General features: G+C 64.2%; 19 protein-coding genes (1 of these 19 running past the window's edge). 9 read left to right on the top strand and 10 right to left on the bottom strand.

What is annotated here, in order from left to right; translation table 11 throughout:
- The 3 genes from deoC (at position 1) to ACYQOP_RS11510 (ending at position 2,531) form a co-directional block, all read left to right on the top strand.
- On the top strand, positions 1-747 hold the full coding sequence (gene deoC, locus ACYQOP_RS11520; protein ID WP_461222440.1) for a deoxyribose-phosphate aldolase: 747 nt from the start codon (positions 1-3) through the stop codon (positions 745-747).
- A complete protein-coding gene (gene deoA, locus ACYQOP_RS11515) occupies positions 744-2,045 on the top strand; it encodes a thymidine phosphorylase (RefSeq protein WP_461222439.1) in 1,302 nt (433 codons plus the stop codon). The genes deoC and deoA overlap by 4 nt, the downstream gene beginning before the upstream one ends.
- Positions 2,046-2,339: 294 nt before the next feature.
- Positions 2,340-2,531 (top strand): hypothetical protein, encoded by a 192-nt coding sequence (locus ACYQOP_RS11510; RefSeq protein WP_461222438.1) that lies wholly within the window; start codon positions 2,340-2,342, stop codon positions 2,529-2,531.
- A gap of 194 nt (positions 2,532-2,725) precedes the next feature.
- On the opposite strand, the gene ACYQOP_RS11505 is transcribed toward ACYQOP_RS11510, so the two are convergent.
- The 3 genes from ACYQOP_RS11505 to dnaK form a co-directional block, all read right to left on the bottom strand.
- Positions 2,726-3,361: a class I SAM-dependent methyltransferase gene (locus tag ACYQOP_RS11505; RefSeq protein ID WP_056429636.1), complete on the bottom strand. Its 636-nt coding sequence runs from the start codon at positions 3,359-3,361 to the stop codon at positions 2,726-2,728.
- 184 nt (positions 3,362-3,545) lie between these two features.
- Entirely contained in the window at positions 3,546-4,709 is a 1,164-nt protein-coding gene (gene dnaJ, locus ACYQOP_RS11500; protein ID WP_056429639.1) for a molecular chaperone DnaJ, read from the bottom strand.
- A gap of 117 nt (positions 4,710-4,826) precedes the next feature.
- Entirely contained in the window at positions 4,827-6,743 is a 1,917-nt protein-coding gene (dnaK, locus tag ACYQOP_RS11495; protein ID WP_056429641.1) for a molecular chaperone DnaK, read from the bottom strand.
- A 510-nt stretch (positions 6,744-7,253) separates the two neighbouring features.
- On the opposite strand from dnaK, the gene ACYQOP_RS11490 reads away from it, so the two are divergent.
- Positions 7,254-8,240 carry a hypothetical protein gene (locus tag ACYQOP_RS11490; protein ID WP_207413280.1) on the top strand — a complete coding sequence of 329 codons (987 nt, stop codon included), beginning with the start codon at positions 7,254-7,256 and terminating at the stop codon, positions 8,238-8,240.
- 20 nt (positions 8,241-8,260) lie between these two features.
- On the opposite strand, the gene ACYQOP_RS11485 is transcribed toward ACYQOP_RS11490, so the two are convergent.
- Positions 8,261-8,857, bottom strand: a complete 597-nt coding sequence (locus ACYQOP_RS11485) for a YqgE/AlgH family protein (protein ID WP_207413281.1) — start codon at positions 8,855-8,857, stop codon at positions 8,261-8,263.
- A 533-nt stretch (positions 8,858-9,390) separates the two neighbouring features.
- On the opposite strand from ACYQOP_RS11485, the gene ACYQOP_RS11480 reads away from it, so the two are divergent.
- Positions 9,391-9,873, top strand: coding sequence for a peroxiredoxin (locus ACYQOP_RS11480; protein WP_056429647.1), 483 nt, complete (start codon positions 9,391-9,393; stop codon positions 9,871-9,873).
- Between the two features lie 4 nt (positions 9,874-9,877).
- Here the strand turns inward: ACYQOP_RS11480 and ACYQOP_RS11475 are convergent, their stop codons facing one another.
- Both ACYQOP_RS11475 and ligA read right to left on the bottom strand, forming a co-directional pair.
- Positions 9,878-10,729 (bottom strand): 3'-5' exonuclease, encoded by an 852-nt coding sequence (locus tag ACYQOP_RS11475; RefSeq protein ID WP_461222437.1) that lies wholly within the window; start codon positions 10,727-10,729, stop codon positions 9,878-9,880.
- Positions 10,726-13,149, bottom strand: a complete 2,424-nt coding sequence (gene ligA / locus ACYQOP_RS11470) for an NAD-dependent DNA ligase LigA (protein WP_461222436.1) — start codon at positions 13,147-13,149, stop codon at positions 10,726-10,728. The genes ACYQOP_RS11475 and ligA overlap by 4 nt, the downstream gene beginning before the upstream one ends.
- A gap of 227 nt (positions 13,150-13,376) precedes the next feature.
- Here ligA and ACYQOP_RS11465 point away from each other — a divergent pair, with 227 nt between their 5' ends.
- The 3 genes from ACYQOP_RS11465 to ACYQOP_RS11455 all read left to right on the top strand — a co-directional run bounded on the left by ACYQOP_RS11465 (position 13,377) and on the right by ACYQOP_RS11455 (position 15,786).
- Entirely contained in the window at positions 13,377-14,270 is an 894-nt protein-coding gene (locus ACYQOP_RS11465; RefSeq protein WP_461222435.1) for a protein-methionine-sulfoxide reductase heme-binding subunit MsrQ, read from the top strand.
- 84 nt (positions 14,271-14,354) lie between these two features.
- Entirely contained in the window at positions 14,355-14,675 is a 321-nt protein-coding gene (locus ACYQOP_RS11460; protein WP_461222434.1) for a hypothetical protein, read from the top strand.
- A 97-nt stretch (positions 14,676-14,772) separates the two neighbouring features.
- Positions 14,773-15,786 (top strand): adenosine kinase, encoded by a 1,014-nt coding sequence (locus ACYQOP_RS11455; RefSeq protein ID WP_461222433.1) that lies wholly within the window; start codon positions 14,773-14,775, stop codon positions 15,784-15,786.
- Positions 15,787-15,899: 113 nt separating this feature from the next.
- On the opposite strand, the gene ACYQOP_RS11450 is transcribed toward ACYQOP_RS11455, so the two are convergent.
- The 3 genes from ACYQOP_RS11450 to ACYQOP_RS11440 all read right to left on the bottom strand — a co-directional run bounded on the left by ACYQOP_RS11450 (position 15,900) and on the right by ACYQOP_RS11440 (position 20,331).
- Positions 15,900-18,809 (bottom strand): bifunctional [glutamine synthetase] adenylyltransferase/[glutamine synthetase]-adenylyl-L-tyrosine phosphorylase, encoded by a 2,910-nt coding sequence (locus tag ACYQOP_RS11450; protein ID WP_461222432.1) that lies wholly within the window; start codon positions 18,807-18,809, stop codon positions 15,900-15,902.
- Positions 18,810-19,069: 260 nt separating this feature from the next.
- On the bottom strand, positions 19,070-19,999 hold the full coding sequence (locus tag ACYQOP_RS11445; RefSeq protein ID WP_461222431.1) for an alpha/beta fold hydrolase: 930 nt from the start codon (positions 19,997-19,999) through the stop codon (positions 19,070-19,072).
- Positions 19,996-20,331 carry a GIY-YIG nuclease family protein gene (locus ACYQOP_RS11440; RefSeq protein ID WP_461222430.1) on the bottom strand — a complete coding sequence of 112 codons (336 nt, stop codon included), beginning with the start codon at positions 20,329-20,331 and terminating at the stop codon, positions 19,996-19,998. Before ACYQOP_RS11440 ends, ACYQOP_RS11445 begins: the two co-directional genes overlap by 4 nt.
- A gap of 118 nt (positions 20,332-20,449) precedes the next feature.
- Here ACYQOP_RS11440 and ACYQOP_RS11435 point away from each other — a divergent pair, with 118 nt between their 5' ends.
- The gene (locus ACYQOP_RS11435) at positions 20,450-21,055 is read left to right on the top strand and encodes a DUF2239 family protein (RefSeq protein WP_461225286.1); all 606 of its coding nucleotides are present in this window, start codon (positions 20,450-20,452) and stop codon (positions 21,053-21,055) included.
- A gap of 314 nt (positions 21,056-21,369) precedes the next feature.
- On the opposite strand, the gene ACYQOP_RS11430 is transcribed toward ACYQOP_RS11435, so the two are convergent.
- Positions 21,370-21,730 carry the end of a sensor histidine kinase gene (locus ACYQOP_RS11430; RefSeq protein WP_461222429.1) on the bottom strand. Its footprint extends 1,028 nt past the window's final position, so 361 of the gene's 1,389 nt are visible here — the last part of the coding sequence; its start codon lies beyond the right edge, outside the window; the stop codon is at positions 21,370-21,372.

Genomic DNA, 21,730 nt, shown 5'->3' with positions numbered 1-21,730 from the left:
ATGAGCGACGATCCCCATCATTCCGAAACCGCCGTTGCGCGACGCGCGCTGCCCCTTCTCGATCTCACCGATCTCGGCGATTCTTGTTCGGATCAGGCCATAGCGACGCTCTGCGGCAAGGCCCGGGCAAGCCGTGTTGCCGCTGTCTGCGTCTGGCCCCAGCATATCGGGCGCTGCGTCGAGTTGCTGGCCGGGACTCCGGTGCGTATCGCCACGGTGATCAACTTCCCAGCCGGAGGCACGGATATCGAGCGCGCGGTGGAGGATACTGCCGAAGCGCTGGATGACGGCGCGCATGAGATCGATCTCGTCCTACCCTATCGGGCGTACCTTGCCGGTGACACGAGGACTACGGCAGGGATGATTGAGGCCGTGCGGGAGATTGCAGGGCGCGCCATTCTCAAGGTGATCCTCGAATCCGGAGCGATGCCGGGGCTCGGCCAAGTCACCGAGGCAAGCCGCCTCGCCATCGCCGCGGGGGCGGATTTCCTCAAGACCTCAACGGGCAAGAGCGTCATCTCCGCAACGCCGGAGGCCGCGGAGGCGATGCTCGCCGCCATCCGGGACAGCGATCGCCCTGTCGGATTTAAGGTCTCGGGCGGATTGCGAACCGTGGCCGATGCCGCTCTGTATCTCGCCATCGCCGACCGGATCATGGGGCCGGGCTGGGTCGAGCCGCAGACTTTCCGCATTGGGGCGAGCAGCCTACATGACGCGCTGACTGCGAGCCTCGGAGGCCACGCTTGATGCTGCCGCAGGAGCTGATCCGGGCCAAGCGGGATGGACGCATTCTCGCTGATGCCGAGATCGCCGACTTCATCTCCGGTCTCACCGATGGGCGGGTGACCGAGGGGCAGGCCGCCGCCTTCGCCATGGCCGTGTTTTTCCGTGGCCTGTCACTGGCCGAGCGCGTGGCCCTAACGCGGGCGATGACTCATTCGGGCTCAGTGCTGGATTGGGATTTGCCCGGCCCGGTGCTTGACAAGCACTCCACCGGCGGCGTCGGCGATACGGTCAGCCTCGCTCTGGCACCCATGGTGGCTGCCTGCGGTGGTTACGTACCGATGATCTCCGGCCGCGGCCTGGGCCATACCGGCGGAACCCTCGATAAGCTCGCGAGCATTCCCGGCTACGACGCGACACCCGGCCTCGATCGTTTCCGCAGCGTCACCCGCTCCGTCGGTTGCGCCATCATCGGACAGACGGCCGACCTAGCTCCAGCGGACCGGCGGCTCTACGCCATCCGTGACGTCACCGGCACGGTCGAATCCCTCGACCTGATTACGGCATCGATCCTGTCGAAGAAGCTCGCGGCCGGGCTCGACGGTCTCGTGATGGATGTGAAGACGGGCTCCGGAGCGTTCATGGCGGGGACGAAGGAGGCACAGGCTCTCGCAGAAAGCATCGTTACCGTCGCCAAGGGCGCTGGGCTGAAAACCGTCGCGCTTATCACTAACATGGACGCTCCCCTGGCCTCCTCTGCCGGCAACGCCCTCGAAGTCTCCTATGCGGTGGATTACCTCGCCGGTCGCTCCTGTGAACCAGCCTTCCATGCCGTAACCGTGGCGCTCTGTGCCGAGATGCTGATGCTGGGCGGCCTTGCCAAGGATTTCGACGACGCATCCCGCAGGGTCGAGCAGGCACGCGACTCCGGACGGGCGCTCGAAATCTTCGGACGGATGCTGGCTGAGTTGGGGGGGCCTGCGGATTTCATCGAAAAAACCGACCAATATTGCTCCGTCGCACCGGTGATCCGCCGGGTGAAGATGACCACGACCGGTACAGTCGCTCGGGTAGAGACTCGCAAACTCGGGCTTGCCGTCATTTCACTCGGCGGCGGCCGTACCCGGCCACAAGACGATATCGACCCGGCAGTCGGCTTCTCATCACTCGCCCGCCCGGGAGATACAGCCGATCTCCTCGGCATCATTCATGCGCGGACAGAAGCCCAGGCCGATACCGCTGAAGTAGCCCTCCGTGCTGCCTACCGGATCGCACCCGATGCCCCTCAACCGCCTCCGGACATTGCCCAACGGATCGCTTGAGGAGCACGACGGCTGGCGTTGAAAGAGGAACGGCCCGCGCCGTTTAAGTTCAAGAACTGGCCGGCCTCGCCAGAGAACGCGAGTGTCGTGAATGGCACCGATGCCCATGCCGAAGGCGAAATTCTTTAAGCCCTGGAATGGGATAGATTGGTCCTATGGGAAACCAAGAAGAAGCCCCAGCGGACGAGCCCGCTGGGGCTTTTTTTACTAGAAGCGATAGTAACCGCCGTGGCGATGCCCGTGATGGTGATGGTGGCCCCAACCGTGATGGCGCGGGCGCCATCCATGATGACCATGACCGCCCCAGCCGTGCCCACGGTGCCCGCCCCAGCCATGGCGATGATGTCCACCCCAGCCATGGTGCCTACGATGGTGATGGTGATGGTGCCCGCCCCAACCGTACTGAACAGGAACGATACCGGCCTGTGCCGGATCGACCAAGGCTACGGAAGGGGAAAGGGGTGCTGCCTGAACGATGCCCGGTGACATGCCAACAACGCCGACGGCGAGGGCCGCAGCGGCAAACCAACCTCTCATCCGATGTGCGAATGCGCGAAACGCCATGTCAGCCTCCGTCGATTGCTACGCCAGGGCGATCCCGGCGCTGTAGCCAGACCGTAGGAGCGATGAGCTGAACCGTGGATGAGCCGGCTCTTCAGCCAACGTTCGGCAGCAATGACTCAGGGACGGCGGTAAACCCAGACCCGTGCTGGCGGAAGGTTGAGCCAAACACGGCTCGAGCGGCTGGCTGTATAGCTCCCGGCATCGCAGCGTTCGGGGATCGGCGGCACCACCGCATAAGTGAACTGCACGAAGGGCGAACCCGGATGCATCATCGTATGCGCGGCATTGAGAAGATCGAGACGTTGCTCGAGAGGTTTGGTGAACAGCGGCAGGCTGGAGACGGTTGCAGCGGCCTTTGAAGTGAGTAACTCACCGATCGTCTGTTTCATGTTGTAGGCGTCGCCGCGCAGGATCGTAGCGCGAGGAAAACGCTTCTGCAGCAATTTGCAGAAATCCGGATTGTACTCCACGAGCACGAGACGTTCCTGCTCGATGCCCCGGCGGATGAGTGCCTCGGTCACCGGACCGGTACCGGGTCCGAGTTCGATCACGGGGCCCGGCGTACGAGGATCGACATAGGATGCCATCATCCGCGCGAGCATCTTGCCCGACGGCGTCACCGAACCGGTAACGAGCGGCCTCTCGAACCAAGAGCGCAGGAAGCGAGCTTCATCCTCCAGCGGCTCCCGCCGTTCACGGACAGAACCGGTAGCGGCGTAGGCTTTGGCGCTGGGTCGGCGTAGCGGCAACAAGATCCACTATCCTCAGATCACGCGTGGGAGGCTAAGGCTAGACGACAAAAGAGCGATGTCCGTCAAGACACAAGCCTCGTATCATCAGGAAGGGCGGAGCGTGCTCGCGGCGGCGATGCAACACCGCCACAGCTACAACGGCGAAGAGCCCGTTTCGATCCGCCGTCGCGGATGAAGACGCCGGTCACGAGCGGGCTGCCCCGCTGAGACCGTCGAAGAAGTCCCGCACCTTAGAAAAGAAGCCTGCGCTCTCAGGGTGGTTCTCTTCGGAGGCCGTACTATTAAATTCTTGGAGGAGCTCGCGCTGACGCTTCGATAAGTTCTGCGGGGTCTCTACGAAGACCTGAATATAAAGATCGCCGACATCCCGCGACCGCAGGACCGGCATGCCACGACCCTTTATGCGAAACTGCTTGGCGGTCTGCGTCCCCGCGGGGATACGGACTTCCGTCTGCGAACCATCGATCACCGGCACAGTGATTTCGCCCGACAAGGCGGCTGTCACCATGGAGATCGGGACGCGACAGAAAAGATCGGCACCATCGCGCTGGAAGAAGGTATGCGGTTTGATCGACAGAAAGACGTAGAGATCGCCTGCAGGCCCACCTCGCAGTCCCGTCTCGCCCTCTCCAGCCAGACGGATGCGCAGACCGTCATCCACCCCCGCCGGGACGTTGATGGACAGCGTGCGTTCCCGTGTGACGCGCCCCGCGCCGGAGCAATTACCGCACGGATTATCGATAATCTCTCCGCGCCCGTGACAAGCCGGGCAGGTACGCTCAATGGCAAAGAACCCTTGGGCAGCCCGCACGCGGCCGTAGCCGCCGCAGGTCTGGCAGGGCTTCGGCTTGGACCCGGCCTTCGCACCGCTGCCGGAGCAGACTTCGCAGGTTACCGCCGTCGCCATCGTGATGGTTTCGGTCTTGCCGGCGAACGCATCCTCAAGAGAGATCTCTAGATTGTAGCGCAGGTCTGCGCCGCGCTCACGGGTCGCGCCACCGCGACCGCCTCGCGCGCCGCCGGCCGCTGCCCCCCCTCGACCATCACCGAAGAAATTATCGAAAATGTCCGACATGAAGTCGCCGAACTCGTTTCCAAATCCGGGGCCACCCGCTCCCCCCTGCTGGAAGGCAGCGTGACCGAAACGATCGTAGGCCGCGCGCTTCTGCCCATCGGTGAGCGTCTGGTAGGCCTCGTTGATTTCCTTGAATTTGAGTTCTGCTTCCGCATTCCCCGGATTGCGATCCGGGTGATAGGTCATTGCCAGCTTGCGGAAGGCGACCTTCATCTCGCCGTCGGTCGCGGTCTTTGAGACCCCAAGAATCTCGTAGTAGTCCCGCTTCGACATTCCCCGTCCTCAAAAGTCCCCGGCGGATCTCACCCATCGTCACGGGAATCACGCCATTGTCGGTAACCAGACGTGATGCGGGGCCGGATCACTCCGGCCCCGCATGCAGCGTGCGCCTTATGCCCGCTTCTTCTGGTCCTTGTCATCGACTTCCTGGAAGTCGGCGTCGATGACATCGTCTTTCTTAGTCTCCTCACCGGCAGCGGCATCCGCCCCGCCTTCCGGCGTTTGGCTGGCGGCGTACATCGCCTCACCGAGCTTCATGGAAGCTTGCATCAGATCCGTGGTGCGGGACTTGATGACCTCGGCATCATCACCCTCGAGGGCCGTGCGAAGGGCAGTCATAGCGGTCTCGATGGCGCCCTTGTCGTCGGCCGAGACCTTGTCGCCATACTCCTTCACCGACTTCTCGGTGGCGTGGATCAGGCTTTCGCCCTGGTTCTTCACCTCGACCAACTCACGACGCTTCTTATCCGCCTCGGCATTGGCCTCGGCGTCCTTCACCATCCGGTCGATATCGGCATCCGACAGACCACCCGAAGCCTGAATGCGGATCTGGTGCTCCTTGTTCGTCGCCTTGTCCTTGGCCGTCACGTTGACGATGCCGTTGGCGTCGATGTCGAAGGTCACCTCGATCTGCGGCATGCCGCGCGGGGCCGGCGGGATGCCCATCAGATCGAACTGGCCGAGCATTTTGTTGTCAGCCGCCATCTCGCGCTCACCCTGGAAGACCCGGATGGTGACCGCGTTCTGGTTGTCTTCGGCCGTCGAGAAGGTCTGCGACTTCTTCGTCGGGATCGTGGTGTTGCGGTCAATCAGACGGGTGAAGACACCGCCCAGCGTCTCGATGCCAAGCGACAGCGGGGTCACGTCGAGAAGCAGCACATCCTTGACGTCGCCCTGGAGCACGCCGGCCTGGACCGCCGCACCGATGGCCACGACCTCATCCGGATTGACACCCTTGTGGGGCTCCTTGCCGAAGAAGGATTTCACGACCTCCTGGATCTTAGGCATGCGGATCATGCCGCCGACGAGCACGACCTCGTCGATCTCGGAAGCCGAGACGCCCGCATCCTTGAGAGCCTTGCGACAGGGCTCGATCGTGCGCTGGACGAGGTCGTCGACCAGGGACTCGAACTTGGCGCGGCTGAGCTTCAGAGCGAGGTGCTTAGGCCCCGTGGCGTCGGCCGTGATGTAAGGCAGGTTGATCTCGGTCTGAGTAGCCGAAGACAGCTCGATCTTCGCTTTCTCAGCGGCCTCTTTGAGGCGCTGAAGGGCGAGCTTGTCCTTCGTCAGATCGATCCCCTGCTCCTTTTTGAACTCGGAGGTCAAGTACTCGACGACTCGGTTATCGAAATCCTCGCCGCCGAGGAAGGTATCGCCGTTCGTGGACTTCACCTCGAACACACCGTCACCGATCTCGAGGATCGACACATCGAACGTGCCGCCACCGAGATCATAAACTGCGATCGTGCCGGTCTTCTTCTTATCGAGGCCGTAGGCCAGGGCGGCCGCTGTCGGCTCGTTGATGATGCGCAGGACTTCGAGGCCGGCGATCTTGCCGGCATCCTTGGTCGCCTGACGCTGTGCATCGTTGAAATAGGCGGGGACCGTGATGACGGCCTGCGTCACCGGCTGACCGAGGTGTGCCTCAGCAGTCTCCTTCATCTTCTGAAGCGTGAAAGCCGAGATCTGCGAGGGAGAATACTTCTTGCCGTCGGCCTCGACCCAGGCATCGCCATTGTCGCCGCGGACGATCTTGTAAGGTACGAGACCCTTGTCCTTCTGCGTCATCGGGTCGTCGTAGGTACGGCCCACGAGACGCTTGATGGCGAAGAACGTGTGTTCCGGATTGGTGACGGCCTGACGCTTGGCCGGTTGGCCGACGAGACGCTCGCCGTCGTCGAGGAAGGCGACGATCGACGGCGTGGTGCGCGCGCCTTCCGCGTTTTCGATGACCTTGGGCTGCGTGCCTTCCATGACGGCCACGCAGGAATTGGTGGTGCCCAGATCGATGCCGATTACTTTACCCATGGCGGGATCCCTCTCATGTCATTTGGTCAAGCAGACCGCCGAGCCCCGAAGCGGCCCGGCCCATGGCGGTGAAGAACGAAAGATTGTGAGAGCGGAATTCGAACCAGCCAGAGCGCCTGAAACGCGCCAATCCAGGTCTTAATCCCGCGTCCCGCCGGATATAAGAAGGGTGATGCGGAGCCGCAAGGCGAAGCGTTCCGAACTGCCACGCCGATCCTATCTCCTTCGCGAATCGGGATGTTTGCACGGGGGATGATCGATATTCGGCAGCATGGATCTCAAAAATGTTGCAGGGACGCCACGTCCGCGCCACCCATCACATGCTAGTCTGGAACGTGGAAGACGGGCTTCCGGCCCGTCAAAGCGGGTCAAAAGTCAGTTTGTCGGCGAAAGCATCAGCCCCGGATGTGACATCAGGGTTTCGAAACAGTTGATGCAAGAACGAGAGCCCGACGCACATTCACCGTTCACCAGTCCGGTGCCGCGAGCTCCAAAGGCATGAAAGACTTGATGCGTCCATCCCGCGCCTTCCACCTGCTCCCTGCACTCCTCGTCCTGCCTCTCGTCGCCCTTCCGGCGAACGAAGCCGGGGCGCAGAACTTTTTCGAGGAGCTGTTCGGCATCGGCAAGGCGGCTAAGCCTCCAGTACCACCTCGCGGGGTACCTCCGGCCGGAGCGCCTCAGCCGGGGACGTTGCTGCCGCCGGGCGCACCAGGAGAAACAGCCCCTGAAGCTCCAAGGCCGGCCCCTGCGCCCCCGCGCCCCGTCGTCCTGAAAACACCGAGCGACGACAACATCCTTGGCCAGGAACTCCTGCTCAATGGCCTGACTGGCAGCCTCAAGATCGACAAGGCTGGCAATGCGGCCACCGCGCGGATCACCTTGCCCGGTACCAAGATTTCGCAGCCGAGCGAGACCTGCAAGGTACCGCTATCCGGGGGCTCGCCGATCTCTCTTTCCTCCGAGGGACGTCCCCAGGGCGTGGCGCGCTACGAGATCACCGGCGGTGAATGCCCGCTTCGGTTCGAAATCCTCGAAGGCAGCGTCTTGGTGACACCGATTGGCGGTGGCCGTGTCTGCAGCTTCGCATCGGCAGATTGCGCCACCAATCCGGGCGGCCTATGGGGTCCTGCAGCAGCGACCCTAATCCCTCGCTCCGCCGAATTCGACTCTGGACGAGGCGTCGCCGACAAGGCTGTGCGTGATAACTATAAGGTGATGACCCAGCGCGCCCGCGGGCAGGACGTCCGCACCATCGTCACCGAACAGGCGGCTTTCTCCTCCGACCGTGAGCAAACGTGCCGGACCTATGCCCGGGAGGGCGCCCACGGCTTCTGCAACGTGCGTTTCACCGAGGCGCGGGCACTTTCCCTCGCGGCAAGGCTTGGCGCCAATACGAGCACACCGACCGCGAGCACGACGCCCAGGCCTCGTAAGGCGAAGCCGCCGGTGGAGGGTATGAACCCAGACAGCGACGGTTCGCCGATCGGAGAATGAAGCGATACGAGCCGATCCGTTCAGGCTCGCCCTGCGCTGAAGGATAGCATCGCCGGGTCGATACCGTTGCTGCGCAGAGTGCGTTCGTACTTCGTTTCGAGCGCAGCATTGAAAATCATCTCTGGGTCTGCAGGGCAGTTGAGCCAGCCATTGGCGAGAATCTCGCTCTCGAGCTGGCCTGCCTGCCACCCTGCATAACCGAGGGCGAGGACTGCGCTGGTAGGCCCCGCCCCGTTCGCGATGGCCCGTAAAATCTCCACGGTCGCGGTGAGGCAGATCCCATCATCAATGATGAGTGTCGACTGATCGATGTGGAAGTCGTCGGTGTGAAGCACGAAGCCGCGCTTGGCATCCACCGGACCGCCCATGAGCACCGGAATATGGCCCACCTTCTCACGCAGGCGGATCGCGTCGTCCTCACTGGCGATGTCCAATTGGACCAGGAGGTCGGGCATGTTCAGGTCGCTGGCCGGCTTGTTCAGGATAATCCCCATCGCACCATCGGCGGAATGGGCGCAGAGATAGATCACAGACCTTGCGAAGCGCTCGTCCGTGAGGCCGGGCATCGCCACGAGGAACTGACCGTCGAGATAGGCGGAGACCGGATCATGTCGCATTGCATCATGCTACCTGGGCGTGATGGCTTGTCCAGCGGGGATGCGATCCAGCCCATCGATAAGAAGGATGGCGACCTCACTGTCACTGCTGAGGCGGCGGTGAGTGAAGGATGCATCTCTGGAAAATTCGAAGTTCCTAAGCTTCGATGACGTAAGCATCGAAGCGGGGAGTTGGAGGTCCACGGCGTCGAGAAGGGCTGAATCATCATCCTTCCCTACGGATTTTTAGCCCTTGCTAGTTCGGGAAACCGGAACGGCCTCTCACATCCCGCTTTTCGCTCGAACCCGACTGGGCTGAGGACGACAACCTATCCGTACCCGCTCGATACGATCGCCCTCCGTCAATGGAATGTGGACGGACCCCGCTTCTCAGAGGCTCGCCTCGACACGCCCCTGGGCTCGGGCTAGACCGTTTCCACCTATAGGGGGCCATCATGGCTCCCTTGGCCCATGAGCTCTCGCGCGTTGTGGTGTCAGAACTCGGTCATCGAGACCGGGCATGGGCTCCAGGCGATCTGAGGAGACGACGACGGATGACGATCCAGGTTGGCGACCACCTTCCACAGGTGACCTTTCGCGTGAATGGCGCCGGGGGCCCCGAGGCTAAGACCACCGACGATATCTTTAAAGGGCGCCGCATCGTGCTGATCGGCGTACCAGGCGCATTCACGCCGAGCTGCCACCGCAACCACTTGCCCGGCTTCGTCGAGAAGCAGGAAGAGATCAAGGCACGCGGCGTCGATGCCGTGGCGGTGACCTCCGTCAACGACGTGTTCGTCCTCGAAGCCTGGCAGAAGGCCAGCAATGCCGACGGGATCGAGTTCCTCGCCGACGGCAATGCCGAGTTCGCCAAGGCCATCGGCCTCGACATGGACGGGGCCGGCTTCGGTCTCGGACCGCGCTCTAAGCGTTATTCCATGCTCGTGGATGACGGCGTCGTACGGGTCCTTAACGTCGAAGAATCCCCGGCCAAGACCGAAATTTCCGGCGTCGACGCCCTGCTCAAGGTCATCTGAACGGTCACATGTCCCGGGGTCGCGGTATCGCGGCCTCGTCGAACATCCGGCTGAGGGCGACCACGTCCGCGTGGTTGCCCGATACGAGATCGGTGATGTCGCCGACGAGAAGCGCCTTGGCATGGCGGCAGGCGACACCGTAGCGTCCCGCCATACAGGTGCATCGCAGACGCGGGCCGCTCGGGCGGTCCTCCAGGGTCACCGCGTACAGATTGCCGCTGCTACCCCGCACGGAGAACCGCATCGCCCCGATCGGCGAGACGGGTGACTCGAACGACCTTGTCTCCCGTTCGACATATCCGGCCGGCAGTCGGGTGACCGGCAGGTGGATCGCCCTCGCCAGGGCAGTGATGTCGGGAGCTTTGTGCTGCCTCGCCGCAGCGAGGGCGATCTCCGCGCAGGCATAGGCGTCCTCACCCGCATCGTGATGTTCGAAACGGATACCGAGCCGGGCGGCGACCTTGCCGAGGCCGCATCCCTCCGGTGCGGGAAACACTTTTCGCGCGATTTGAAGTGTGCAGAGCGAAGCGAAGGCTGGAACGGTCATGCCATAGGCGTGGAGCGAGGCACGGAGCACACCCATGTCAAAGCCGGCATTGTGAGCGAGTACCAGCCCGGACGAGAGGTCGGGAAGGAACTCTGCCATCACATCCGGGAACTCCGGTTCCCTGCGGACATCAGCCGGCAGGATACCGTGGACCCGGATGTTGCCCGGCGAGAACCGGATCTCACGTGGCCGGATCAGGCGTGATTCACGCCGGACCACCGCACCACCTTCGATCCATGCGAGCCCGACCGCGCAGGCGCTGTCGCGCCGTTCGTTGGCCGTCTCGAAATCGATGGCGAGCGTCGTCACGCCGTCTCCACCATGGCGATCCAATCTTCCTCGCTCACCACTTTGACCCCGTGCTTCTCGGCATCTTTCAGCTTTGAGCCCGCGCCGGGCCCCGCGACGACAAGGTCCGTCTTGGCCGAGACGGAGCCCGAGACCTTGGCGCCGAGGCGTTCAGCCGTGGCCTTGGCCTCGCCTCGGGTCATGCGCTCCAGGGTGCCGGTGAAGACAAGGGTCTTGCCGGCGAAAGCGGTCGCAGTGGCGGCCACCGCCATCGGCTCGGTCTTCACTTCTCCGAGCAGGGCGTTGACCGCATCGGCATTGTGCGGTTCGGCAAAGAACGCGATGAGGGAATCGGTGGCCACGGGGCCGATCTCGCCATCGTCGGCGAAGACCCGATAGGGATCGCCCGGACGCTGGTCACGGGCGCGGGCGACGGCTGCTTCCACGGCGGCCTCGTCGCCGTAATGGGCGATCAGGTTAGCCCGCTGCGCCGTAGTCGGGCGCCGGCCCGTCCCGACCTCGCTGCCCTCCGCCTCGCCCACGAAACCGAATTCGAGCAACCGGTCCCGCGTCGTCGGCCCAACCCTCGGTACCGCCGAGAGTTCGAGCCAGTCCGGTCCAGCTTGAGCGGCGGCAGCGGCGGCAAGGGCCTGCATCAGGCTCGGCATATCCGGAAAGCGTTTGGCCAGGGCTTTGGCGGTGGACTCGCCAATATGGCGAATGCCAAGGGCGAACAGGAACCGGTTGAGGGCCAGGCTGCGGCGCTCGTCGATGGAGGCGAGCAGGTTCTTAATGGCCTTGTCCTCGTCGTCCCCCTTCTTCTTCGCCTTTTTCGGTGGCGGCTCACCTTCGGCGCGACGCTCGGCCGAAAGCGCTTCTCGACGAGCGACGATGGCCTCCTTCAACGGCGCGAATTCCAGGCGGAACAGGTCAGCAGGTTGCTTGATGAGTCCGGCCTCGAACAGCACCTCGATAGAGGTCTGGCCAAAGCCTTCGAGATCGAAGGCGTTGCGCGAGACGAAATGCTTCAGGCGCTCCAGTCCCTGCGCCGGGCAGATGAGCCCGCCAGTGCAGCGGCGTACCGCGTCGCGCTGTCCGGTGCGTGGATTGACCTCGCGGACGGCGCGGCTGCCGCAGGCGGGGCAGGTCTCCGGAAAGACGTAGGGCTTCGATTCCGGCGGCCGCCGCGCAAGATCGACATCCATCACCTTCGGGATCACGTCGCCAGCACGTTGGACGATGACCGTATCGCCGACGCGGATGTCGCGACCGTCGCGGATCGGCTCGCCGTCCCCGCCAACGCCCTGGACGTAGCCTTCGTTATGAAGCGTTGCGTTCGAAACAACGACACCGCCCACCGTTACCGGCTTCAACCGCGCCAGCGGATTCAATGACCCGGTCCGGCCGACATTGATCTCGATGGCCTCGAGGATCGTGAAGGCCTTCTGCGCCGCAAACTTATGCGCCAGCGCCCAGCGTGGGCTGCGTGAGACGAAGCCGAGGCGTCGCTGAAGCGCCAGATCGTCGACCTTGTAGACGATGCCGTCGATGTCGTAGCCGAGGCCGGAGCGATCCTCCTCGATCGTGCGGTAATGCGCCAGCATGGCTTCCGCGTCGGTGCAGAGCACAGTGCGGTCGTTCACTGCGAATCCCCAAGAGGCAAAGGCCGCGATCATGCCGTGCTGCGTCGTCTCCGGCATCTCCGACATCTCACCCCAGGCATAGGCGAAAAATTTCAACGGCCGCGAGGCGGTGATCTGGGAATCGAGCTGGCGCAGGGACCCGGCCGCCGCATTGCGAGGATTGGCGAAGAGCGCCTTCCCTGCCGCTTCCTGGCGAGCGTTGATGGCGGCGAAATCCGCATGCGAGAGATAGACCTCGCCGCGTACCTCGCAGATCTCCGGCCAACCCGTCCCAGCCAGCACCTCTGGGATGCCCGAGACGGTTCTCGCATTCGCGTTCACATCCTCGCCGACCTCGCCATCGCCGCGGGTGGCCGCCGTTACAAGCTTACCCTCGACATAACGCAGGGAGAGGGACAGGCCATCGATCTTGGGCTCGGCGGTGAAGGCGAGCGGCTCATCGGGCAGGTTGAGGAAGCGACGGACCCGGCCCACGAAATCGTGGACCTCCTCATCCGCGAAGGCATTGCCCAGCGACAGCATCGGCACCGCGTGCCGAACTTTTGCGAATTTCTCAGAGGCCTTCGCGCCGACGGAGGCGCTTGCCTGTCCGGTGCCGGCAAGATCCGGAAAGCGGGTCTCGATCGTCTCGAGGCGACGCCGGAGGGCGTCGTATTCCGCATCCGTGATCTCGGGTGCGTCCTCTCCGTGATAGAGCCGGTCTGCCTCCGCGATCTGCTCGGACAATGCGGCGTGCTCGGCCCGAGCCTCCTCGGCGCTCATGGCATCGATCGGGTCGGGCAAGGCGGATGCGGGCATGAACACGTTTCACGGCTTTGGCTGGGGCATCGCGGGGTTTATCACAACCGGGCACGGCGACGGGAGGCCCCACGGATGCGCCGCAGCGGCACGGTGGAGAGGTAACCTTCGGCGGAAGCCATACGAATGGAACAGGCAGTCTCTCGCGCGAACGTGTGACTGGCCACCCTATATCGTCTCCACGCTCGCCTATTTGAGGGTGAAGACTTTTCCGCTGACGGACCTTCATGCCTGCCACACCTGCTTTCTCCGCTCCCTGGCGTGACCGCGCCGGTCGTGTCTCGGGCCTGAAACTCGCGACCTTCCTGTTCGCGCTGGCGCCAGGCCTCTGGCTCGCCGCCGCCTATGGGCTCGACGCCCTTGGGCCAAAGCCGATCACCGCCCTCATTCACAGCACAGGAGAGTGGGCGGTGCGATTCCTGCTGCTGTCGCTGGCGGTGACGCCGCTGCGGCGGATCGCGAACTATCCGAAGCTGATCCTGGTCCGGCGCATGCTCGGCCTCACCGTCCTCGCCTATGGTGTCGTCCATCTCGGTCTCTATGTCGTGGACCAGAATTTCATCCTGTCTAAGGTGGTGAGCGAGATCGTCTCGCGGTTCTATCTCACCATCGGCTTCGTGGCCCTGCTCGGTCTCACCGTATTGGGGATCACCTCCACGGACGGGATGATCCGCCGTCTCGGCAAAGCCTGGCCGCGCCTGCATAAAACCGTCTACGTCATTGCGGTGCTCGGCCTGTTCCACTACTTCCTTCAGGCCAAGATCGACGTGTCGGCGCCGGTCTACTGGACGGGCCTGTTTCTTCTGCTGATGGGATGGCGGGGAATGCAGCGTTTCCGCCTGCCGATGAACGCGATCACCCTCCTCGGCCTCGCCATCGCGGCCTCCCTCGTCACCGCCCTGGTGGAAGCGGCGTGGTATGGGGTGAAGAGCGGCGTACCCGCCAGCGCGGTGCTCGGAGCTAATTTGGAATTCTACGATGGCCTGCGCCCGGCTTGGTGGGTGCTCGTCACCGGCATCGCCCTGCCCCTGCTCAACGTGATGCGTCCCGCCATGACTAGAGGCGGCAAGGGCAGACCTGCCCCCCACCAGTCCGGGCGGGAAGCGGTCCAGGCGAGCTGAGCGCTTGCGACAGGCAAATCCCTCGCGCACAAGCTCAGCGCCGTCCGGGTGAGTGGGCGTCTCGAACGTGAGGGAATTCCAGCGATGCGTGTCAGGCTTCTTGGAGCGGCTCTCGTTCTGACAGTCCTTCTTCCGTCCTTCGCCATGGCGGAATGCGCGAAGGCCGTTCCGCCGGACCCGGCGACGCGCCCGACGAAGCCGACCGCCCCCGCCAAGCCGGCTTGCCTCGATGCCAAGGGAGGATGCCCCGGCTGGGAGGCCTATACGTTCAACGACGCGGTGAAGGCTTACAATCTCCAGATCGCGGCCTATCGTCCCCTGGCCGAAGCCTATGTGAAGGCGCTGAACGCCTATGTAAAAGCGAGCGGCGACTACGCGCAGTGCGAGGTAAAATCGCTGCAATAGTGGGGGCTTCGCGGACCCGTGACGCCTTCCCTCGCTTGACCCTCCTTGGGTGCAATGCCACAGCCTGCGGCATCGCCAGCGCCAGACAGGATGTCAGATGTCCGCTCCCCTCGACCTTCTCGTCCTCGGCAACGCCATCGTCGACCTGATCGCGCGGACGGATGATGGATTTCTCGAACAGCAGGGCGTCGCCAAGGGCGCGATGCAGCTCATCGACGAGGACCGGGCGGAGAGCCTGTTCTCGGTGATGGGACCGGCCACCATCGTTTCCGGCGGTTCTGGCGCGAACACCGCGGTGGGCGCGGCTCTCCTCGGCGCGAAGACCGGCTTCATCGGCAAGGTCCGCGACGACGAGCTCGGCGGCCTTTTCGCCCATGATCTCAAGGCGACGGGCGTCTCCTTCGCCGTGCCGGCCGCGCCGGAAGGGCCCGCCACCGCCCGCTGCTTCATTCTGGTGACGCCGGATGGCGAGCGCACCATGAACACCTATCTCGGTGCCTGCCAGGGTCTGTCACCGGCCGATGTCGACGAGGCCACCGTGGCGAGCGCCCGCACCGTCTATCTCGAAGGTTATCTCTGGGATCCGCCGGCGGCCAAGGAGGCTTTCCGCAAGGCCGCCAAGATCGCCCACAATGCCGGCAACGCCGTCGCACTCACATTATCGGATGCGTTCTGCGTCGGCCGCTACCGCGAGGAGTTCCTGGGCCTCATCCGCGACGGCAGCATCGATATCCTGTTCGCCAATATTGGCGAGCTGAAGAGCCTCTACGAGACGGACAACGAGGAAGCGGCCATCAAAGCTTTGCGCGACGAGCGCAACCAGCGCGGCATGCATCTCCTCGGCCTCGTCACCCGCTCTGCCGAGGGCGCGATCGTGGTGAAGGGCGGTGAGATCCGCGCCATCGAGGCCGCACCGGTGACCGAAGTGGTGGATACGACCGGCGCCGGAGACCTGTTCGCGGCGGGTTTCCTCGCCGGCCATGCCCGCGGCCTCGACAACGTGTCGAGCGCCCGGCTCGGAGCCTTGGCGGCGGCGGAGGTGATCCAGCATATCGGTGCCCGGCCGCAGCACGACCTCGTGGCCCTGGCCAAGGCGCGCGGCCTCCTCTGAAATCACCGCCATAGCCCCCCCCCCTTTCGACCGCCATTGGACGCGATTAACGACGAAGCGGTAGATGGGTCCGATTCCGGTGCCGCAGGCCCGCGAGTGCGGGCCTGCGAGGCTCAACCGAGCAGCCGCTCGAACAGCGATCTGACCTCGGCGCGGCGTTCATCGAGTTCCGCCGCCAGGGTCGCGGCATCCGGCAGGCCCATGGCGATGGCGAGCCGCGTCAGCGCCACCGACGCGCCCGCCTTCGATTCCGCCTCGCCCATGAGACGCTGCCAATGGAGCGCGTCGTCGAAGAGGCGATAGGCCTCGCCGAGCCGTCGCGCCTCGTTCACCGGCAGAAGGCTGCCATCGCCGGCCTCGGCGAAGACGGAGGATGCATCGAGGCCGATGAGACCGGGATGGCTTTCGGCATTAGCCAGGGTCAGGGCCTGGGCCATGAAGTCGAGATCGAGCAAACCTCCGGGGGCCAGCTTGAGATCGAGCGGGCCCGCAAATCCTTTCTCGCTGGCCACGACCTGGCGCATGTCGCGAACCGCGCGGAAGACCTCCGCTGTCTCGCGCTTCAGCCCGACGATGGTCTGGACCTGCGCCATCACCTCGTCGCCGAGACTTCGATCCCCGGCGATGACCCGGGCGCGGGTGAGCGCCATATGCTCCCACAGATCGGCCTCCCCCTGCTGATAGGGGAGGAAACTCCGCACCTGAACCGCCACGGGCCCCTGCCCGCCGCCGGGACGCAGGCGAAGATCGACCTCGTAGAGACCGCCGCGCCGGGTCAGTGCGGTCAGCGCCGCGACGAGGCGTTGCGTCAGCCGGTTATAGGCCATGACCGCGTCGATCGATTTCGGCCCGAGGCTCGTCCGGTTCTCCGCATCGAAATCGTAGAGCACGACGAGGTCGATGTCGGATTCCGCCGTCATCTGGTTGGCGCCGAGCCGCCCGAGGCCGAGGACCACACAGCGCCCGCCGGGCACCTCCCCATGCTCGGCGAAGAACTGGCGGGAGACCGCATCGAGGCTTGCCGCCACGACGGCATCGGCGATACCGGCATAGGCCCGCCCCGCCGCCTGCGGCGAGAGGATGCCCGTGAGCAGCCGCGCCCCCGTGACGAAACGCAATTGCCGCGCGGCGTCCCGGCTGCGGTCGAGGAAATCCTCGTAGGCCGCCGGTTTGCCGACGAGCCCGTGATACTGCGCGGCGATGTCCTCGGCATCGACTTTCGGCACGACGAAGGCCGGGTCGATGACCGTGTCGAGGACATGGGGGCTGAAGGCGACGGTCTCGGCCAGGCGCGGCGCACTTCCCAGCAGGTCGGCGAAGAGCAGGCGCAGACGATCGTTCGAACGCAGGATGGTGAGGAGTTCCACCGCCGCCGGCATCCGCGCGAAGGCCCGGTCGAGGGTATCCAGCGCCACATCGGGGTTCGGCGTGCCGCCGAGCGCCTGCATCAAGGCCGGGACGAGTTCGGTGAGAACCTCGCGGGCACGCGCCGTGCGGACAGCGGGGCGACGACCGAAATGCCAGCCGCGCACCGTCTCGGCCACGCGCTCGGGATCGGCAAAGCCCAGGGTCCGGAGGGTGGCGAGGGTCGCGGGATCGTTGTCCGTCCCGCTGAAGACGAGATTTCCCACGGAAGCCGACAGGTCCGGTTCCGCCTCGAACAACAACGCGTAATGCGCCTGCACCCGCCGGGCGTGATGGAGCAGTTCCGTCTCGAAGGCCTTGGCGTCGGTGAAACCGGCGAAACGGGCGAAGCCCTCGAGCCCCGCCTCCTCGGTCGGCAATCGTTGCGTCTGCTCGTCATTCACCATCTGCAGGCGGTGCTCGATGGTGCGCAGGAAATCGTAGGCTTGGCCCAGCTCGTCGCGCGCGGTGCCGTCGATCCAGCCTTCCTCGGTGAGGGCCGCCAGCATCGCGATGGTGCGGCGGCCGCGCAGGTCCGGCCGTCTCCCGCCGAAGACGAGCTGCTGGGTCTGGACGAAGAACTCGATCTCGCGGATGCCGCCGCGCCCGAGCTTGATGTCGTGCCCGGCGACCGCGATCGTGTCGTGCCCGCGCACGGCATGGATCTGGCGCTTCATCGCATGGACGTCGGCGATGGAGGCGAAGTCGAAATACTTGCGCCAGACGAAGGGCCGCAAGCCGGTCAGGAAGTGTTCGCCCGCTTCGATGTCTCCGGCGATCGCGCGCGCCTTGATATAGGCGGCGCGCTCCCAGTTCTGGCCGAGATTCTCGTAGTAGAGATAGGCCGAGTTCAGCGAGATGGCCGTCGGCGTCGATCCGGGATCGGGGCGCAGGCGGTAATCCACGCGATGGACGTAACCCTCGGCGGTGCGCTCCTGCAGCAGCTTGGCGATCCCCTGCGCGAGTTTCGAGAAGAACGGCGTCGGAGCCAGGCCTTCCTTCAACCGCGCGATATCGGGATCGAAGAACACGACGAGGTCGATATCGCTGGAATAGTTGAGCTCGCCGGCCCCGAGCTTGCCAAGGCCGAGGATGACGAGGCCGGATTTGAGCTGCGGGCTCGCGATGTCATGGGGGTAAAACCGCCCGGCTTCGGCCGCCTGCAACAAAAGAGCTTCGGCCGCCGCATGAACGGAGGCATCGGCGAAATCGGAGAGCGCCTTGGTCACCGTCGCCAGGGGCCAGAGGCCGCCGATATCGGCCAGGGCCACCAATAGGGCATGATCACCGCGGTTGCGTCGAAGCTCGGCGGCGACGGCGTCGAGATCGCGGACCTCTCCGGATTCCTGGCGTGCGGCAGAGCGCTGCCGGGCAATGAGGTCGGCAACCACGCGTTCAGGGGGTCTATCCAGCATCGCGGCGACGCGCCCGGGGTCCCGCACCACACGCTGCCAGAGGAAGGGAGAATGGTCGGCAAGGCCGAGAAGCAGGGCTCGTCCCGCCCCGTCGAGATGGGCGAACGAGGGCTCGACCTCTCTGAGCCGTGCCGCCGCACGCTCGGGATCCCTCAGGACGGGCGCCCTCGTCAGGCGCTGGGTCAAAGGCGCTTCCTCGGTCACAGGCTGTCCTTTCCCGGCTCAGCGGGTTCAGCAAAAGCGGGCACTGATTTTACGTCAGAAAACGCGCGACACTTCAAAAGCTCAAGCTCGTGGTGGAAATCTGACGGATGGTGCCCGCCTTGAGCATCCGCGATGGGTGGGAAGCGGGCTTTCGCTCTCCGCCCGGAATCGGACGTTCCGTATTCGACCCGACAACGTCATAGGATGGGCGCGGCTGCCTTCTCGAAAGCGGTCGTTCGAACCCTCGAGATGGTACTCTTCTACCCTCCTGATGCCGAGATGGTCGAACGACGAGCGGTTCGCTCGATTGCATCGGCAATGGCTCGGTACAAGGATGGCGGCAGATCATGGCCCATCCCGGCGATCAACATCATCTCCGCTTCCGGGATTGAAGCTGCAGTGTCCTCGCCGCAGGCAGGAGGAAAGAGAGGATCGTCCGTCCCGTGAATGACGAGTGTCGGCGCCGTGATCGCGGCAAGCCGTGAGCGACGGTCACCAGCCACCCCAACCGCCGCGACCTGTCGTCCGAACCCACCCGGCGCACGGCCTCTCCGAACCTCCTCCTGGAGGAGAGCGCGGAAGCCCCCTTCGTCGAACGGATGAGCAGTGCCAGCAATGCGGCGTGCGAAGGTGACGCCGTGATCGAGGAAGCCCGCCTCGTCCCAGACGGGATCGGGAGCGGGACGCATCATCATTGCCAACACGTCGGGCGCAGCCGGTGGCAGACACGGGTTGCCTGTGCTCGACATCATCGAGGTAAGCGAGAGAACGTGGGACGGGTGCTCGCTTGCCATGATCTGGGCGATCATGCCGCCCATCGAGCGACCGACGACGTTGGCTCGGCGTATGGACAGGACATCGAGCAAGCCGAGCGCGTCTGAGGCCATGTCGTCGAGCGTGTAGGCGAGTTCCGGCCGTCGCCCCTCAGCAAGCGTCGCGGCCAAGGCCGCGAAATCCATCGCGCCGTGCTCGGTAAAGTGGGTCGAGCGTCCTGTGTCCCGGTTGTCGAACCGCACGACACGATAGCCGCGCGTCACCAACTCGCGGCAGAAGGGGACGGCCCAGCGGATCATCTGCGTGCCGAGCCCCGCGATCAGAAGGATCGTCTCAGCTGCCTCGTCTCCGAAGCTGTCATAGGCCAGGGTGACGCCGTTGGCCGTCAAACGTGCTGGACTCGGTTCTGTGCTCATATCCGTACAGCCCGAAGCTGCTCTGCCCATAGGACAAGACGCTCCTTCATCACTCGGTCGCGGACGTATCCAATCTCTTCAGCATCCAACCGCTCGACGATCTCGAAGCTGAACGCCTCTGCTCCATGCGCATTCCAAGCGATCTGGAGCGAACGGTGCGTGTTCATGCCCTGCCGGAGGGTAAACCAAAGGCGGTTCTGGATCTTGGAGAGGTCGGGCGACCCACCAACCCAAACCTCACCGGACGCCACGCAGCGGACGGCGTAGATGCCACCTTCGACCTCCCGCTTCTTGTAGGCGTTAACAGCCACCTTTCTGTCTTCGGTTCTCATCACATGCCCTCGTAGATCGGCAGCGACGCTATCGAAGCCGATACTTACGCGCAATATCATCCGGGTAAAATTGACGACAAGGGCTCGCTGTGGTTATGACGGTCAGGATGGAGGTGCCATGTCAGAAGACCAGATGAGGACGTTCACCGCGTTTGTGGGGGTGCGGCGGCTCGCCAGCGGTCGCTTGATAGACGTGGCTCTCGCCATGAAAGCGCAGGCGGCGGAAGAAAGCGATCCGATCTTGGCCTTCGACGACAGGTCGGGCGCCGTCATTGACCTCGATCTGCGTGGAACCGAGGCGGAGATCGTCGCACGTTTCGCCGAACTCGCGGATGCGGGAGACGCCACGAGTACCGTCGAGAGCCGACCGGATCCCGATGGTGCACCAAGGAGCCGTGGTCGCCCGAAGCTCGGGGTCATCGCTCGCGAGGTGACGCTGCTTCCCCGTCATTGGGAGTGGCTTGCCTCCCAGCCGGGCGGCGCATCGCAAGCGTTGAGGCGCCTCGTTGACGAAGCGCGGAAGGCAGATGGTGGGCAAACCCGGATGAAGGCAGCGAAAGAGGCCGCATACCGCTTCCTCTTAGCGTTGGCGGGCGATCTACCCGGGTTTGAGGAGGCAATCCGGGCGCTGTTCGCCGGGGACGCCAAAGGCTTTGCCAGCCACATGACGGCATGGCCCCCGAACATACGAGACCACGCGCTTAAGCTTGCAGCGCTCGCCTGAGCAAACGCCCGGCGGGAAGCTCAAGTCTGCGTTCGAACAACGTCGGCTTTTCAAGATCCACGTCAGCAAGCTGACATTCTGAAATCCACCCCGACCCGGTCGTTGGCCTTTGCCTCGACAACCTGGGAGCGGACCTTTCGAGAATCGGCAAGGGGGTCGGGACGGACCCAGGCCGGCGGTTCCATCCGTCGGATGTCGACCACCCGATGGAGCATGGGCTCGCAAACGCGAACCTGCTTTGTATCTCTCAAAAAAACTCCCGCTGCGCCGTTGTGCCGTGAGCGAGGGACGACGGTAAGTTTTGTAAGGCAGTTTCAGGCCGGGAGGGTCATGACGACGCGAAGTCCCGGCCGATTGTCTTCCAGCGCGAGCGTGCCCTGATGAAGGCGCACCACCGCATTGATGAGACTGAGCCCTAGACCGAATCCCGGCAGGGACCGCGCTTCCTCCAGGCGGACGAACCGGCCGAGCACGCGCCCGCGCGCCTCCTCGGGAATGCCTGGACCATTGTCGGAGACGATGACCGCAATGCCGGATCCGCGCTCTTCGGCGGTGACACGCACCGTTCCGCCGGCGCCGCCATATTTCACCGCATTGTCGATGAGGTTGGCGAGGGCCTGGCCCACGAGTTCGCGATTGCCACGGATCATGAGCCCTTCGGGCGCCTCGATGGCC

The organism is Methylobacterium sp. CM6247 (assembly GCF_054817925.1).
This window is presented reverse-complemented; position numbering and strand designations above follow the sequence as displayed.